A 15,917-nucleotide genomic window follows, 5' to 3' on the forward strand; every position below is an offset into this window, starting at 1 on the left:
ATTGCCAATGATTTTAGCGATCCGATCCAGTGATGGGCGCGGTAGGTCTTATTTCGCCCTTCTGGGCTTATTTATCAAGCGCTTGTAGCTATTAAATGAGCGAGACACCGCTTGAATAGGTATGTACCACGCCAGAGACGTCGAGCAAGGCCCGGGCGGCCCCAACCGCCCCGCCGCGAGGGCGTCGTCCCCCTGGGGGGGAAGGCGCAAAGCGCCTCAGGGGGCAGGGACGAATTCCGGCCGGTCGTTGCTTTGCGGCTTGAGCGGAGCGCTGGACTTGCCCTCGGCACGTTCCTTGCGCCACTGCTCCTTGCGGGCCGTCCATTCGTCCAGGCGTGCATGGGCGGTCTTGCTTTCCTTGAGCATCTGCAGCTCGTCGGCCAGTTGGGCCGTCAGCTCCAGGCGGATGCCGTTGGGGTCGAAGAAGTAAATGCTCTTGAAGATGTGGTGATCTGTCACGCCCAGTACTTCCACGCCGCAGGCCTGCAGGCGGGCCTTGGTGTTTTCCAGCTCCTGCACGGAGTCCACACGGAAGGAGATGTGGTTGATCCAGATCGGGGTGTTGGGTGAGGGCAGGGCCGCTTCGTCGTCGCCAATGTCGAAGAAGGCGATGAAGGAGCCGTCCTTGAGGCGGAAGAAGAAATGGGTGTAAGGGCAGTATTCGCCCGTGGAGGGGACGTAGTCGCTCTGGATGATGTGATAGAGCGGCAGGCCCAGAATGTCCTCGTAGAAGTGACGAGTCTCTTCCGCATCCTTGGCCTTGTAGGCGTAGTGGTGCAGCTGCTGCACGGCGGCAGGTGCGGGCAGCTGACTCATGTCCGCGCGCCGAGGCTGGGAGTAAACCGGAGTAGGGGCGGCTTGGCTCATGCGATGTCTCCTTCGATTGTGTGAGTGGTTTTATTCTACTATTCGTAATTGATTAACCTAAAGTAAATTTTTTGATGAAGGGGATTTGTGTCTGAAGCAGGTCGCAGGCGCAAAAAAGCCTGGACCGCTTGCACGGGCCAGGCCAAAGAGAGAGCCCGCAAAGGGCTTCACTCGAGAGTCTTTGCGGACCCTGGATTACTGCTTCACGGCTTCGATCTGCATGACCAGGCGCACTTGCTTGGAGAAGCCATAGGGGATGCCGTAGTCCACGCCCCACTGGGTGCGGTCGATGGAGGCTTCAAAGTCGCCGCCGCAGACTTCACGCTTTTGCAGCATGGGGCTTTCGTAGCAGGTGAACTTGTTGGCCTTGAGGGTGATGGGGGCGGTCTTGCCCTTGAGCGTCAGATGGCCGGTCACTTCCTTGAGCTTGTCGCCGTCGAAGACAAATTTGTCGGAGACAAACTTGGCGCTGGGGAATTTCTCGGCGTCAAAGATGTCGGCGCTTTGCAGATGCTTGTTGAAAGCGGCGGTGCCGGAGTTCACCGATGTCATGTCCAGCTCGACATCGACCTTGCCGGTCTTGCCTGCCTTGTCGAATTGCACGTTGCCGCTCTTCTTGTCGAAGCGGGCACGGTTGGTGGAGGCACCAAAGTGATCGATCTCGAAAGTGGCAAACGTGTGTGTGGGGTCGATGGCGTAAGTGGCTGGTGCCGCCTGGGCAGCGGTGGCAAACAGGGACGCAGCGGCCAGGGCGAACAGAGTGGAACGCATGGTGAATACTCCTTCAGGGATTGGAACTATCAAAACATGAGCTGCCAGCGATTGACTATCAAGGGCTGGAGCCAAAAAACGCTTAGAGCTTGCCGACGCCGGTCAGAGCCAGCTTGAATTGCACGTTGACCTCGTCGGCCACCATGGAGGTGTCCTTCCAGTCGCCATCGCCGATCTTGAAGTTCAGGCGCTTGAGCGCCAGCGTTCCGGCGGCCGTGGTGGTGGCGCCGGACTGGGTCAGCGTCACGGGCAGGCTCACTTTCTGTGCATTGCCCTTGATGGTCAGCGTGCCGTCCACCTGGAACTTGCCACCGCCCAGAGCCTTGACGGCGCTGGAGTCAAAGGTGGCCTGAGGGAATTTGGCAACGTTGAACCAGTCTGCCTTGGGCAGTTCGGCATCGGTTTCCTTGGCGCCCATGGTGGCGCTGCCGGTATCGACCGTGAAATGGATCTTGCTGCTCTCGGGTTTGGCTGCGTCGAAGGCAATCTGGGCGTCGAACTTCTTGAAGTGGCCCTTGAGCGGCACGCCCATCTGCTTGGCTTCAAAGTTGACGGCGCTCTGTGCAGGCACCAGGGCTTGGGCCGCCTGCGCAGCAGTGCCCATGAAGGCGGTGGCGATCAGTGCGGAGGAAAAAAGGACTTTCATCAAAAACTCCTTGTGATGAACAGAGAAAATTAAAAACTGGCGTGATCCAGGTCAGGAACGCCTAGCAAGCGCCGCCGCGCAGCGATGGCGTTGTCCCCTTCTGGGGGAAGCGGCGGGGGCCGCCCCGGCAAAGCCGCTCAGGGGGTGTTATTTCCCCGGAATCATTCGTGACAGCAGTCCGTCGCGGTCAATGATCTGGTGCTTGATGACGGCAGCGATATGCATCACCACCAGGGCTGCCAGCGCATAGGCCAGATAGCCATGCCAGGGCTTGAGCGTTTCGGCCAGTTCAGGGCTCTTGCTCACCAGGTCAGGCAGCGGCAATTGACCGAACAGCACGATGGGAAATCCTGCTGCCGAGCTGTACATCCAGCCCACGAGCGGGATGGCAAAGAACAGCGCATACATCAGGTGGTGCACGCCATGGTGGGCCATGCGCTGCCAGGCGGGCATGGTGCGGGTGACGGCTTCGGGCAGCTCCGGCGGTCGGTGGGTGATGCGCCAGACCAGGCGCAGCACGGACAGGACCAGAATCGTCATGCCGGCCCATTTGTGCCAGTTGAAGTACTTGAGGCGTGTGGGCGAGAAAGGCAGCCCTGTCATATAGAGGCCAAAGGCGAAGATGCCGATCAGTGCCAAGGCCAGAACCCAGTGCAGGGCGATGGCGGTACCGTTGTAGCGGGGGCTTGAGTTCATGGAAACTGCAATCAGAAAGTGCGGGTTGCGGGCGCTGGGGGCCTGCTGAAATTGATATGCAGTGTATGAAGCGGCGAATGCAAAAAGGTTCAACAGGATTGAGGGCTTGATTCAAAAACGCTGAATGTCCGAGCCAAGAAACTTTGGCTTTTGCAAGGTCATCGAGCCTTCGATGCAGAGCGAAGTGGGCGCATGCCGTTTTGTGCGACAAGCACCAATGAAGGAGGTCGGCATTGATGCGTATCAATTTTCCGAGTATTTGACTTGTGAATTTGAGTGGCGAGAAATCATGCTGGCCGCTGTTTCTATACTTCGCGCCTCTTAGTCTTTTAAAAGACCAAAGCGTGGCGGACGGCCAAGGCTGGCGATAGGTGGGTAGAAATGCCGACAACAACTGCAGCCGTTATCACCTGCTTTTTGACTCTTGGACGCATACAACGTTCAGGAATACATAGTCATCTAGCGATGTGCCCACGCCAGTCCTTGCTGTAGCTGTGCGCATTGCAGCAAGGAGTTGGAACCGTGTCCAAACTGGACTTGAATCGGCGCAGTTTTCTGAAGACTGCCGCCGCCATGGGCGTGATCGCAAGTGTGCGCCCGGTCAAAGACGCGCTTGCGGAATTGATCACGCCCGCCAGCGGTCAGGAGACCCACTGGATCAGTGGCAACACCCTCAACTACCGCCGCGACGGCCTGGCCAAGGTCACGGGGCAGAAGGTCTTTGCCATCGATCTGCGCGCCAGGGACATGCAGGGCTGGCCTGCGCAGCAGTCGCATGCGCTGACCATCCATATCCCGCGCGCCGACCGCATCTACGAAGGCCTGGATCTGTCGGTGCTGGGCAGCGACTACCAGCCCGATGTGCTGATCGATGCCGAGTCCATTGCCGCCGACGGCGTGGGAATGCCCGAGCCGGGCTTCTACGGCGAATTCTTCGTCAAGAAGGGCCAGGTCTCGCCCATGCTGGGTCACCCGGTGGCCGTGGCCATCTGGCACGACTACGAGAAGTTCCGCGTGGCCAACCAGCGTCTGCGCTTCAATGACGCGATCTTCCGCTTCGGTGCCGAGGCTGCCCAGCCGCCGCGCGCGCCCTATGTGGCTGCGCGCTATGTACGCGTGCAGGGCGAGGACGGCTATGGCGAGGACAGGTTCTCGCCCATGAAGAACACCGTCATCTGGCCGCAGCTCGATGAAAAAGGCGTGCACTGGCCCGACAGCAGCCACCCTGCCTTCGGCGCGCTGATGGGCGAGTCGGCCCGCATTCAGGCCGAGATGAAGCAGCCCAAGGACGGCTTGCGCGCTTTTGCACGCAAGTACTACAGCCAGTCCATCGCGCATGTGGCCATGGAAATGGAAAACGGCCTGGCCTGGTATGAGCAGGGCAGCGGTGCGCTGCATATGGTCGCCGCGAGCCAGGCCCCGTACGGCACGGCCGAGCATGTGATGCACATGCTCAAGGACAGCAAGCTGGCGCTGAACCAGCTCGACTACATCAGCTCCTACACTGTGGGCTACGGCCAGAAGGAGCACCATCCCTTCCCGTTCTATGTGGCACTGGCGTCGCTGTACGCCCAGGGCCGCCCGGTGCGGCTGGCGCTGGACCGCTGGAAGCATTTCCAGTTCGCGCTCAAGCGCCATCCCTTCGATGTGGAGACCGCGATCTCGGTGGACAAGGACGGCAAGTTCCACGCGCTGACCTGCCACATGGTGGGCGACGGCGGCGGCGTGACCAACTTCAGCCCCTCGGTGGGCACGGTGGCGGTGACGGCGGCGCAATCCATTTACTACTTCCCCGAGAGCGACCTGTCGACCGAGGTGTACCCCTCCATCGGCGTCACGGCCGGCTCCATGCGCGGCTACGGCACGGTGCAGTCCATGGCCTATACCGAGATGCTGGTCGACGAGATCGCCCAGGAGATCGGCCTGGACGCCATCGAGCTGCGCCGACGCAATGTGCTCAAGAGCAGCATGAAGAACACGCAGGGCGCCTCGCCCTCGGGGCATCTGCGCATTGGCGAGATCCTGGACATGGCTGCCAAGGATGCGATGTGGACCGAGCGCGCCAAGCGCAAGGCCGACTTCGAGGCGGCCAACCCCGGCCTGCGCTACGGCATAGGCTTCGGTGCGGTGCAAAAGGACTTCGGCACGGGGGCGGAAGCCTCGATCGCGCAGCTGGAGATCACGCCCGAGGGCCGCATCAAGATGCGCCATATCGCCACCGAGATCGGAACCGGCAGCACCACGGCGCAGCTGGTGGCGGTGGAGCCCTTCCTGGGGCGCCCGGCGGACGATGTGGACTTCGCAGTCAACCACTGGGACAACCTGCCGCTGCATACCAAGGACGAGCCCTACACCACGCCCCAGGCCAAGGAGGACGAGCTGGCCAGAGACCCGACCTGGACGCCGCGTCTGGTGTCTCCGGTATCGGCCTCGAACTCGGCCTACTACTTCCGCCACGCCACGCAGCAGGCGGCGCAGTTGCTGCTCAAGCTCTGCCTGTGGCCTGCGGCCCAGTCGATCTGGTCCGGCAAGGAGGGCGGAGGCCAGTTGCTGCCCAGCACCGTCACGGAAGACATGCTGGAGTGGCGCGAGCGCATGCTCGTTGCCGAAGGCCTGGAGCCGCTGAGCCTGGAGCGCCTGGCCGAGCGCGCGCACGAGCTGGGCGTCGTGACCGGCGTCTGCGTGCATGCCTTCAACCGCTGGGCCTGGGCCAAGGCTGACTTCACGGTCGAGGGCCAGAAGTTCCAGGCCATGATCGACGCCCTTTCCGTGCAGTACGGCAAGGGTGCAGGCGAGGCCAAGAAGGCCTCGATGAAATCCGGCGGCTATGCCTTCATCGCACGCGACAAGGTCTATTACCCGCCGGTGCAGCGCACCAATGCGGGCACGGTGTACTACGCGCCCTGCGCCACCATGGTGGAGCTGTCCGTCTCCCCGGGCACGGGCAAGGTGAACATCCTCTCGCACAAGACCTGGCTGGAATGCGGCACGCAGATCGTGCCCGAGCTGGTCTCCGGCCAGATCCAGGGCGGTGTGGCCATGGGCATTGGCCATGCGCTGTACGAAGAGCTGCCGCTCCATGAGACCGGCCCCGGCAACGGCCAGTGGAGTCTGAGTCGCTACCACGTGCCGCGCGCCAGCGAAGTGGCCGTGTGGAAGGCCGAGGGCGTGGTGCTGCCGCCGCTGTCGCGCACTGATCCGCCCAAGGGCATGGCCGAGGTGGTGATGATTCCGGTGGTCGCCGCCTGCGTCAACGCCATCGCCCATGCCACGGGCAAGCGCTTCCATGCGACCCCCGTGACCCCCGACAAAATCAAAGAGGCACTGTGATGCAGGACCGTATTCAATTCTCCGCCACCATCAATCGCAAACAGGTGGGCCCCGTCGACGTTCCCAAGGATTTGATGATGATCGAGTTCCTGCAGGAATACGCGGGCATGAACGGCACGCGCCTGGGCTGCGGCCAGGGTGTGTGTCGCGCCTGCACCATCATCGTCGACGACCCTGAAAAAGGCTCGATCACCGTGCCCGCCTGCGTGACCGGCGTGACCTGGCTCAACGGCAAGACCATTCGTACCGTGGAGGGCATTGCCTCGGTGGACGACAAGGGCGTGGTCCATCCCTCGCCGGTGCAAAAGGCCTTTCTCGAGCACTACTCCTTTCAGTGCGGCTACTGCACGCCCGGTTTCGTGAACTCGGCCACCGTGCTGGTGGAAAAGTTGCAGAAGCACCCCGTGCCTGCCGATGAGGTGGAAAAAGCCATCGAGGAGCAGCTGGAGCCCCATATCTGCCGCTGCACCGGCTATGTGCGCTACTACAACGCCGTGCGCGACGTGATCCTGAAGACGCCGGGCCTGACCACGGGCAAGCGCAGCAAGGAGGTCGTGAACAATGGCTAAGACCTGGATCAAGGGCCTGGGCGCAGCCGCCGTTGTGGGCGTGCTCGTGGCTGGAGGCATGTATCTGTACGGCAGCGCAAGCGGCGACGTCCCGCCGGCCACGGTGGACTTTGCCAAGCTGGGCCCGCAGGAGTTCGATGCGCTGTACAAGCGCGGCGAGCAGGTGTTTCGCGGCGGGGACTGCGCGGCCTGCCACAGTTCGCCCGCCACGGGCGCGGAGCTGGCAGGCGGCGTGCCCATGGTCACGCCCATGGGAACGCTTTACGGCAGCAATATCTCGCCTTCCAAGGCGCACGGCATCGGCGGCTGGACGGCCGACGATCTGTACCGCGCAGTGGCTGCCGGCATGGCGCCAGGGCGCAAGAACCTGTATCCGGCCATGCCGTACGCCAGCTACCACCAGATCACGCGTGCCGATGTCGATGCGCTGTGGGTGTGGCTGATGAAGCAGCCGGCCGTGGAGGTCGCCAACAAGCCCAGCGAGATGAACTTCCCGTTCAACATCCGTCCTGCCGTGGCCATGTGGAATGCGCTCAATCGCCCCGCTGCCAAGGAGTTCGACATGTCGGTGGACGAGCTGGTGCGCGGCAAGTATCTGGTGGATGTGCTGGGCCACTGCGCCGAATGCCACAGCCCGCGCACCAAGGCCACCTTTGCCATGGATGGCTCGCGCTATCTCGAGGGCAACACCATCGAAGGCTCCTACGCTCCGGCGCTGACCCCCGATGCCCTGAGCGAGCGCGGCTGGACCAAGGACGATCTGGTCAGATTCTTCCGAACCGGGCTGTCGCCGCAAGGGGTGATGACTTTTCGCATGTCATCAGTGCTTGAGCATTCCACCTCGCGCATGGCGGAGGCCGATGTGCGCGCCATGGCCGCTTATCTGACCCAGAACCGCGAGATGCCCGGGCCCAAGGTCAAGGCGGCCGAGGGGCAGACCAGCGTCAAGGGCGAGAACCTGTACCTGGGCCTGTGCGCAGGCTGCCACGGTGCGCAGGGCCAGGGCCAGCCGCATTCGTCGGTGCCCATGAGCACCAACACCACGGCCATGTTCCCCACGCCCATCAACCTGATTCGCGTGATCCGCGAGGGTGTGCACGAGCGTGATCTGGCCCATGGCGAACGCATGCAGACCATGCCGGGCTATGCCGACAAGCTCAGCAACGAGGAGATGGCCGATCTGGTCAACTACATGCGTCAGACCTGGGGCGGCCGCCCTGGCGACGTGACCGCCGCTGAGGTGGCGGAGCATGTGAAGACCATAGAGCACAGCAAGTAACTGCGGACCTGGCTAGAGGCCACGGTCGCTCGCGGATTTCCGCGGCGGCCGTGGCCTTTTGCTTTGCGCCAGAGGGCAGCAGGGGCGTTGGCCTCACAGCGTCCGCGCGACGCCGTGTTTCCTTGCGAGGCTGCGCCTATTCGTCCTGCGCCGGATTGTCCGGTAGCACCACCATGGCCTGGGCTGCGAGCTTCCAGGCGATGGCCGAGGCCTCCATGTCGCCACGGTGCTCGGCCATCAGCGCCAGGCGCTGCCAGGCGCGGGTACGCAGTTGGCAGTCTTGCAGCAGCGGTGCGGCGCGGGTCAGCAACTGCTGGGCCTTGCCCCAGAGCTCGCGCTGCACGCAGGCCATGCCGGCCAGGTATTGCAGGCGCGGCTCGCGCGGGTTGGCATTGGCTGCAGCTTCCATGCGAGCGAGCCAGGCTCCATCCAGCTTGCCCAGGCTTGACTGCAACACTTCCACCAGCTTGGGCAGATGGGTTTCCGTGCGCGGTCCGGGCTGGGTCAGCAAATGCTCCCACACGGGCAGCAGCCAGGCGCGTGCCTGCAGGGCTTCGCCACCCAACTCGATCAGGCGTTCCGTGGCAGGGATGGCCACTTCGGGCATGGCGCGCTCGTCTTCGTCCAGCGACAGCCAGAACTGCTGCAGCGACGAGGTGTCGCGTGCGTCGCGGATGCTGGCCAGCAGCAGGCCGCGAACCACGCTGGCCGAGGCTGCGGGAGAGAAGGCGCGGTGCTTGGCCAGCAGGCGGGCGGTGTCCAGCGCCGCCTGCGTGTCGCCGGATAGGCGTGCGGCCTTGAGCTTGATGCGCAGGGCAATCGTGCGACGGCCGGCGCCCAGGGGCAACTCGCCCAGGCGGCGAATCGATTCGGCGGCATCGCGGTCGTCCAGTGCCCAGCGCGCGGCGCGCATCTGGGCGCCTTCGCGAATTTCCATGTCCTGGGTGTTGCCGGGTATGGGCAGTACGTCCAGGGCCTGCTGCCAGTGCTTGTCGCGCAAGGCGGCATCCTGCAGGGCGTGGGAGGCATCGGCGGCGATCAGATGGGCCGTGGCGTTCAGGCGCTCGCCATACGGCAGGCCGGCCTTTGCTTCGCGCAGCGATTGCTCGGTGGACAAGGCGGCCAGGGCCGATTTGCGGGCGCGCAAAAAGCGGCCGGCTTGCAGGTGCGAGAGTGCTTCGAGCAGGCTCTGGTTCATGCCACGCTCTTTTTGCTGCATGCGCCAGCGGCGTGCCTGGTGCGGCATCTGCAGCAGCACTGCCAGGGCACGCAGCGCGGCATAAAGCAGCACGAAGGCCAGAAAGAGCAGAGCCAGTGCCAGGTTCAGCGACATGTCCACCCGGTAGGGCGACAAGAACCAGGTGACCGAGCTCTGGTTATTGCCGGCAAACAGTGCCATGGCCACGGCCACGGCAAACAGACCCATCAACCACAAGGCGGCGCGCATCTCTGTGTCCTCCTCGATTAGCGGCCGGCGGCCGCTGTGGTCAAAGCGTTCAGCGTGTCTTCAAGCTCTACGCGTCCGCCCGTATGCAGATTGGCCTGAATCTGCTGCAACTGCGCCTGGGCGATCTGGGTGCGCCGTGAGCGTGCATCAAAGTATTTGTTGAGCAGGGTGCCCGCAGCGCTGAGGTCGGCGCGCGCCGATTCCCACTGGCGCGACAGCAGGGCCAGACGGGCGTTGAGCAGTTGCAGCTTGAGGTTCTCGCGCAGGAAATAGCCCTGCTCGGGGGCCAGCAGGGCCACCTCGGGGTGATCGATGCGGCGCACGCGCACCAGATCGGCCGCGCCATCCTTGAAGGAGTCCCAGACCCGCTGACCCTGGCCCTGCCACCAGGCCCATTGAGTGAGGGAGAGGCTGGCGTCCTCGGGCGTGTCATGAGCGGCCGCCGTCTTGCGGGGCTGGGCATCGCGCGCACGCGGGCGGCCCACATCGTTGATCAGGGCCAGGTCGTCCACCTGGCGAATCAGGTCTTCGATACGACTGAGCACTCCCGTGGTGTCCGTCACGCTCATGCGTGCGAGCTTGTCCAGATCCAGATCAATGGCTCGCACAACGGGAGCCAGACGCGGCTGGGCCGTGCTTTCCACGCGCTTTCTGGCTGATTTGAGGCTCGCTACCAGCGGCTGCAGGCTGCCCGAGAGTTCAGCCTGCTGCTGGGCCATGCGTACCGAGGATTCGATATCGGCCACCAGGTTTTCATCGCGCGAGCGCGACATGCTTTGCATCAGCTCTTCGAGCTGGTTGCGTTGCAGGCTGAGTTCGGCCACACGCGCCTCCATCACGGAGACACGCGCTGCGCTGTCGCGAGCCAGATCCTGCGCGTCCTTGGCCAGGGTGCGAGCCTCCACCGACTGCGCGCCGGACTGCGCCGACTGACGCGCCAGTTGCTCCTGCATATTGCCCACGCGCTGCCACAGCATGCCGCAGGCGACCAGGGCTGCGGCAGCCACCGCTGCCAGCGTCAGCACCACAGCCGTGGGAGCACCACGCCCGGTCTGAGCGGGCACGGAATGGTCCTGGTTGGGGGGGGGGGCTATAGGTTGCTTGTCGGAGGTGGGGATGGCATCGGAGCTCATAGCGCCGATTCTATAGACGCCACCACATCGTCCAGACTTGGGCGACTGTGCAAAACCCGACCGAAACCTGCTGAAAGTGCTTTGCTGGCAATGCGCTCATGGGTGGTGAGCGCTAACCCGGAGTGCCATTGCTGCTGGGGCAGCAACTGTTGCAGGTTGGCAACAGCTTCCGAGCTGCTGAACAGCCACAGGCTGCCGTCGCTGGCGGCTTGCCGGGCCAGATCCAGCTGTTGCGCCGTCCATGCAGGAAGCTGGCGCTCATAAACGGCCAGCAGTTCCACCTCGGCTCCGGCTTCGCGCAGCCGGGCTGCCAGCCAGTCACGGCCTGCGCCTTGTGTGGACGGCATGGGTGTGTCGGCATTGCCGGCGACGGGGGCGGTCGCCGGGCTGGTGCCGCGCACGATCAGCACGCGGTCGCCGGCTCGAACCTGGCCCTGCACGTTCTGCCACAGCGCTTCGGACTCGAACTGGGCGGCATCGGGGCTGGGGCCGTCGATCTGGCGGCAGCTCAAGCCGAGCTCCAGCAAGGCACGCTCCGTACCCGGCCCCGGAGTCCACGCTCTTGTATCAGGAGCCAGTAACGCCTGACCGGTATGTGTTTGGGATGAGTCTGGCGTAAAGAAATACTGCGCCGCATTGCCGCTGACGAACATCACGGCGCGGTAGTGGCCTGACTTCAGTGCCAGCTCGCGCGCCCTCAGCAGAGCCTGGTGCGCAGCCGGGTCCGTGCAGGAGCCTATGGCCAGCAGCGGCAAGGCCTGGGCCTGCAGACCGTGGGCGCGAAGCGCATCAACCCATGGTTTTGCATCATGCAAGGGGCGGGTGACCAGAATGCGGCGCATGGGCAGGCGCGGCTCAGTCCTGCTTGGGTGCCGCAGGCACGGCACCTGCAGCTTGCAACTGCGCGGCCAGTTGCTCGCCCAGGGCGTTGGCGCTGGCAAAGTCCGTGACTTGGGCGCTGGCCTGTACGCGCACCAGACCCTTGCTGCCTTCCATATCGCCCCAGGCCGCATCCATGTGCAGGGTGTCGCCTTCAAAGCGGCCGTATGCGGCCAGCGGCATGGAGCAGCTGCCGCCCATGCAGCGGCTGACGGCGCGCTCGGCAGTCACGGTCAGCCAGGTGGGCATATGGGCCAGCGGAGCCAGGGCGTCAATGATGTCCTGACGGTCGGCGCGCACCTCGATGCCCAACGCGCCCTGACCGGCGGCGGGCAGCATCTGGGCCGGCTCGAACCTGGCGCGGATGCGCTCGCTCATCTCCAGGCGCATCAGGCCGGCGGCTGCCAGCACGATGGCGTCGTACTGGCCTTCGTCGAGCTTGCGCAGGCGGGTGTTGACATTGCCGCGCAGGGCCTCGATCTTGAGATCGGGGCGCAGCGCCTGCAGCAGGGCCTGACGGCGCAGGCTGGAGGTGCCCACCACCGCGCCCTGGGGCAGCTCGTCCAGCGACGCATAGCGGTTGGAGACAAAGGCGTCGCGCGGGTCCTCGCGCGTCATCACGCAGGCCAGCACAAAGCCTTCGGGCAGCTCCATGGGCACATCCTTCAGGGAGTGCACGGCCAGATCGGCCCGGCCTTCTTCGAGAGCCACTTCCAGCTCCTTGACGAACAGGCCCTTGCCGCCCACCTTGGACAGGGCTCGGTCCAGAATCTGGTCGCCCTTGGTCGTCATCCCCAGCAGATCGACGCTGTGGCCGCGACCGCGCAAGATCGCCTGCACATGCTCGGCCTGCCACATGGCCAGCTGGCTCTCACGTGTGGCAATGACGATTACTGTGGGTGAGGATGCAGAAAATTTCATGACGGCGCGGTCTCAAGCGGGTAACAGGGAATGCTAGCATGGCAAGTTGCCATACACCGTGCCCAAGGAGAATAGTTCATGCCTTCCGCCCGCCCCAAGAGCGCCGCACATGCAGACAAACATGGCGACAAGCCGGCACGCAAGACCGACAAGGATTTGCCGCTGATCGAGGACATACGGCTGCTGGGGCGCATTCTGGGCGATGTGATTCGCGAGCAGGAGGGCGGGCCGGCGTACGAGCTGGTCGAGCAGGTGCGCCAGCTCTCGGTGGCCTTCCGGCGCGATGCCGACGAAGCGGCCGACAAGGCGCTCAAGAAGCTGCTCAAGGGGCTGTCCAGCGACCAGACGGTGAGCGTGATTCGCGCCTTCACCTATTTCTCGCACCTGGCCAATCTGGCCGAAGACCGCCACCACATCCGCCGCCGTGCCGTGCACGAGCGTGCCGGCAACACGCAGGAGGGCAGCATCGAGGTGGCACTGGCGCGCCTGCGCTGGGCGGGCATCTCGCCTGCCACCGTGGTCGACACGCTGGCCAAGAGTTTCATCTCCCCCGTGCTGACGGCCCACCCCACCGAGGTGCAGCGCCAGAGCATTCTGGCGGCCGAGCGCCGCATTGCCCAGTTGCTGGCCGAGCGCGACGATATCCTGATGCGCGCCCAGCTCTACAACAGTGCCAAGGATGCGCTGACCCCGCGCGAGCTGACGCGGGTGCAGGCGCAGCTGCGTGCCTGTGTGGCCCAGCTCTGGCAGACGCGGCTGCTGCGCCATTCCAAGCTCACGGTGGCCGACGAGATCGAGAACGCCCTGTCCTATTACGAGGCGACGTTCCTGCAGGAGATCCCCAAGATCTACGAGCAGCTGGAGCAGGAGCTGGGCGAGAAGCTGCCCGAGCAGAGCTTTTTGCGCATGGGCCAATGGATTGGCGGCGACCGCGACGGCAACCCTTTTGTGACGGCCGAGAGCCTGGAGCTGGCCCTGACGCGCCAGGCCGACGTGGCGCTGCGCCACTATCTGCGCGAGGTGCACTATCTGGGCGGCGAGCTGTCGCTGTCGGCCAATCTGGTGGACATCACGCCCGAGATGCAGGCGCTGGCCGATGCCTCGCCCGACCACAATGTGCACCGCAGCGACGAGCCTTATCGCCGGGCGCTGACGGGCATCTATGCGCGGCTGGCCGCGACGCTCAGGCAGCTGACGGGCGGCGAGGCGGCACGCCACGCCGTGGCGCCGCAAAATGCCTATGCATCGGCCGACGCGTTTCTGGCCGATCTGCAGATCATCGACGACTCGCTGTCGCGCTACCACGGCAATGCCCTGGCGCCGCAGCGCCTGCGCCCGCTGATGCGTGCCGTGCGGGTCTTCGGCTTTTACCTGTCCACGGTGGACCTGCGCCAAAGCTCGGACAAGCACGAAGAAGTGGTGCGCGAGCTGCTCTCGGTCGCCAAGGTCGAGCTCGATTACAGCCTGCTTGAAGAAGACGCCAAATGCGCGCTGCTGGTGCGCCTGCTCGAAGACGCACGCCCCTTGCGGGTGATGGGCGGCGACTACGGCGATCACACGCGCAGCGAACTGGCCATCTTCGAGACCGCCAAGCGCCTGCGCGAGCGCCTGGGCGGCGAGGCGATTCGCCATTGCATCATCAGCCACACCGAGACCGTCAGCGATCTGCTCGAAGTGCTGCTGCTGCAAAAGGAAGTGGGCCTGCTGCGCGGCACCTTGCAGGACGGTGCGCAATGCGACCTGATCGTGGTGCCGCTGTTCGAGACCATCGAGGATCTGCGCAATGCCGCGCCCATCATGCGCCGCTACTACCAGCTGCCCGGCATTGCCGAGCTGGTCCGAAAAAGCGGCGGCGAGCAGGACATCATGCTGGGCTACAGCGACAGCAACAAGGACGGCGGCATCTTCACCAGCAACTGGGAGCTGTACCGGGCCGAGATTGCGCTGGTCGAACTGTTTGACGATCTGGCCGATCACTACGGCATCCGGCTGCGCATGTTCCATGGCCGTGGCGGCACCGTGGGGCGTGGCGGCGGCCCCAGCTACCAGGCCATCCTGGCGCAGCCGCCGGGCACGGTGCGCGGTCAGATCCGCCTGACCGAGCAGGGCGAGGTCATCGCCTCCAAATACGCCAACCCCGAGATCGGGCGCCGCAATCTGGAAACCCTGGTGGCCGCCACGCTGGAGGCCACGCTGCTGCAGCCGACCAAGCCGGCGACCAAGGCCTTTCTGGAGGCTGCGGCGTTTCTGTCCGAAACCAGCATGGCGGCCTACCGCGCGCTGGTCTACGAGACTCCGGGCTTTACCAATTACTTCTTCAGCAGCACGCCGATTCGCGAGATCGCCGAACTCAATATCGGCTCGCGTCCCGCATCGCGCAAGGCGACCCAGGCCATCGAAGACCTGCGCGCCATTCCCTGGGGCTTCAGCTGGGGCCAGTGCCGCCTGACGCTGCCGGGTTGGTATGGCTTCGGCTCGGCGATCCAGGCCTTCATCCACCGTCCGGGCAAGGATGCCAAGGCGCAACTGGCGCTGCTGCAGAAGATGTACCGCCAGTGGCCGTTCTTCCGCACCCTGCTGTCGAATATGGACATGGTGCTGGCCAAGAGCGACCTGAACCTGGCCTCGCGTTACAGCGAGCTGGTGACCGACACGCGCTTGCGCCGCCGCATCTTCGGTGCGATCGAGGCCGAGTGGCACAGCACGGTGGAGGCGCTCAACCAGATCACGGGCGACAAGCAGCGCCTGGAGCACAACTCCGCACTGGCGCGCTCCATCCGCCATCGCTTCCCCTATATCGACCCGCTGAACCACCTGCAGGTGGAGCTGGTGCGCCGCTGGCGTGCGGGGCAGACCGACGACAGGGTCAAGAACGGCATCCATCTGTCCATCAACGGCATTGCTGCCGGAGTGCGCAACACGGGTTGAGAGCGCTGGCGGATGCTCCTGAATAAGGAGCTATTATCGCTAATGAATAAAGGGTTTGAGGTATATAAGTACTTCAAACCCTTTGTTGTATGGCGCTAACAGCTATGAAAGTTGAAGTGGCGTCAAGCCAGAACGCTTGCACGTTGAGCCATCGAGCAAACGCTGTCGCAGCTTCGCAGCAGATCACGGAAGCAGAGGCAGAGGCAGAGGCAGAGGCAGAGGCAGAGGCAGAGGCAGAGGCAGAGGCAGCAACTTTAGGAGCTGCCTGCGCCAATACATAAAGGGTTTGAGGCATATTAATGCTTCAAACCCTTTCACATATGGCACTGATAGCTATGAAAGTTGAGCTCTGAAAAATGGCGTGCTCCAGGCCAGAGGCAGCGAACAAGCGCCGCCGCGCAGCGAGGCTGCCGTTCCCCTCAGGGGGAAGCCGCACAGCGGCTCAGAGGGA

General features: G+C 64.0%; 12 protein-coding genes. 4 read left to right on the forward strand and 8 right to left on the reverse strand.

Going from position 1 to position 15,917, the window contains the following annotated elements:
* Positions 1 to 216: 216 nt before the first annotated feature.
* The 4 genes from QYQ99_RS19705 to QYQ99_RS19720 form a co-directional block, all read right to left on the reverse strand.
* Positions 217 to 867 carry a VOC family protein gene (locus QYQ99_RS19705; RefSeq protein WP_302089649.1) on the reverse strand — a complete coding sequence of 217 codons (651 nt, stop codon included), beginning with the start codon at positions 865 to 867 and terminating at the stop codon, positions 217 to 219.
* 195 nt (positions 868 to 1,062) lie between these two features.
* The gene (locus tag QYQ99_RS19710) at positions 1,063 to 1,638 is read right to left on the reverse strand and encodes a YceI family protein (RefSeq protein ID WP_302089650.1); all 576 of its coding nucleotides are present in this window, start codon (positions 1,636 to 1,638) and stop codon (positions 1,063 to 1,065) included.
* 82 nt (positions 1,639 to 1,720) lie between these two features.
* Complete coding sequence (locus QYQ99_RS19715; protein WP_302089651.1) at positions 1,721 to 2,284, reverse strand: YceI family protein; 564 nt, start codon at positions 2,282 to 2,284, stop codon at positions 1,721 to 1,723.
* A 147-nt stretch (positions 2,285 to 2,431) separates the two neighbouring features.
* Complete coding sequence (locus QYQ99_RS19720; RefSeq protein WP_302089652.1) at positions 2,432 to 2,980, reverse strand: cytochrome b; 549 nt, start codon at positions 2,978 to 2,980, stop codon at positions 2,432 to 2,434.
* A gap of 522 nt (positions 2,981 to 3,502) precedes the next feature.
* Between QYQ99_RS19720 and QYQ99_RS19725 the strand changes: the two genes are divergently transcribed.
* The 3 genes from QYQ99_RS19725 to QYQ99_RS19735 are packed head-to-tail and all read left to right on the forward strand — an operon-like array spanning position 3,503 to position 8,158.
* The gene (locus tag QYQ99_RS19725) at positions 3,503 to 6,310 is read left to right on the forward strand and encodes a xanthine dehydrogenase family protein molybdopterin-binding subunit (protein WP_302089653.1); all 2,808 of its coding nucleotides are present in this window, start codon (positions 3,503 to 3,505) and stop codon (positions 6,308 to 6,310) included.
* On the forward strand, positions 6,310 to 6,879 hold the full coding sequence (locus QYQ99_RS19730) for a (2Fe-2S)-binding protein (RefSeq protein ID WP_003052822.1): 570 nt from the start codon (positions 6,310 to 6,312) through the stop codon (positions 6,877 to 6,879). Before QYQ99_RS19725 ends, QYQ99_RS19730 begins: the two co-directional genes overlap by 1 nt.
* Entirely contained in the window at positions 6,872 to 8,158 is a 1,287-nt protein-coding gene (locus QYQ99_RS19735; RefSeq protein ID WP_302089654.1) for a cytochrome c, read from the forward strand. The genes QYQ99_RS19730 and QYQ99_RS19735 overlap by 8 nt, the downstream gene beginning before the upstream one ends.
* A 136-nt stretch (positions 8,159 to 8,294) precedes the next feature.
* Here QYQ99_RS19735 and QYQ99_RS19740 read toward each other — a convergent pair whose 3' ends face one another.
* Genes QYQ99_RS19740 through hemC form a run of 4 tightly spaced genes read right to left on the reverse strand, consistent with a single transcriptional unit; the run spans position 8,295 to position 12,538 of the window.
* Positions 8,295 to 9,605 carry a heme biosynthesis protein HemY gene (locus tag QYQ99_RS19740; protein WP_302089655.1) on the reverse strand — a complete coding sequence of 437 codons (1,311 nt, stop codon included), beginning with the start codon at positions 9,603 to 9,605 and terminating at the stop codon, positions 8,295 to 8,297.
* Positions 9,606 to 9,622: 17 nt separating this feature from the next.
* On the reverse strand, positions 9,623 to 10,738 hold the full coding sequence (locus tag QYQ99_RS19745) for a uroporphyrinogen-III C-methyltransferase (protein ID WP_302089656.1): 1,116 nt from the start codon (positions 10,736 to 10,738) through the stop codon (positions 9,623 to 9,625).
* A complete protein-coding gene (locus QYQ99_RS19750; RefSeq protein ID WP_302089657.1) occupies positions 10,735 to 11,580 on the reverse strand; it encodes a uroporphyrinogen-III synthase in 846 nt (281 codons plus the stop codon). Before QYQ99_RS19750 ends, QYQ99_RS19745 begins: the two co-directional genes overlap by 4 nt.
* A 13-nt stretch (positions 11,581 to 11,593) precedes the next feature.
* Complete coding sequence (gene hemC, locus QYQ99_RS19755) at positions 11,594 to 12,538, reverse strand: hydroxymethylbilane synthase (protein WP_302089658.1); 945 nt, start codon at positions 12,536 to 12,538, stop codon at positions 11,594 to 11,596.
* Between the two features lie 78 nt (positions 12,539 to 12,616).
* Here hemC and ppc point away from each other — a divergent pair, with 78 nt between their 5' ends.
* On the forward strand, positions 12,617 to 15,466 hold the full coding sequence (gene ppc, locus QYQ99_RS19760) for a phosphoenolpyruvate carboxylase (protein ID WP_302089659.1): 2,850 nt from the start codon (positions 12,617 to 12,619) through the stop codon (positions 15,464 to 15,466).
* Positions 15,467 to 15,917: the final 451 nt, after the last annotated feature.

This window comes from Comamonas testosteroni (genome assembly GCF_030505195.1).
Lineage (GTDB): Bacteria > Pseudomonadota > Gammaproteobacteria > Burkholderiales > Burkholderiaceae_C > Comamonas > Comamonas testosteroni_G.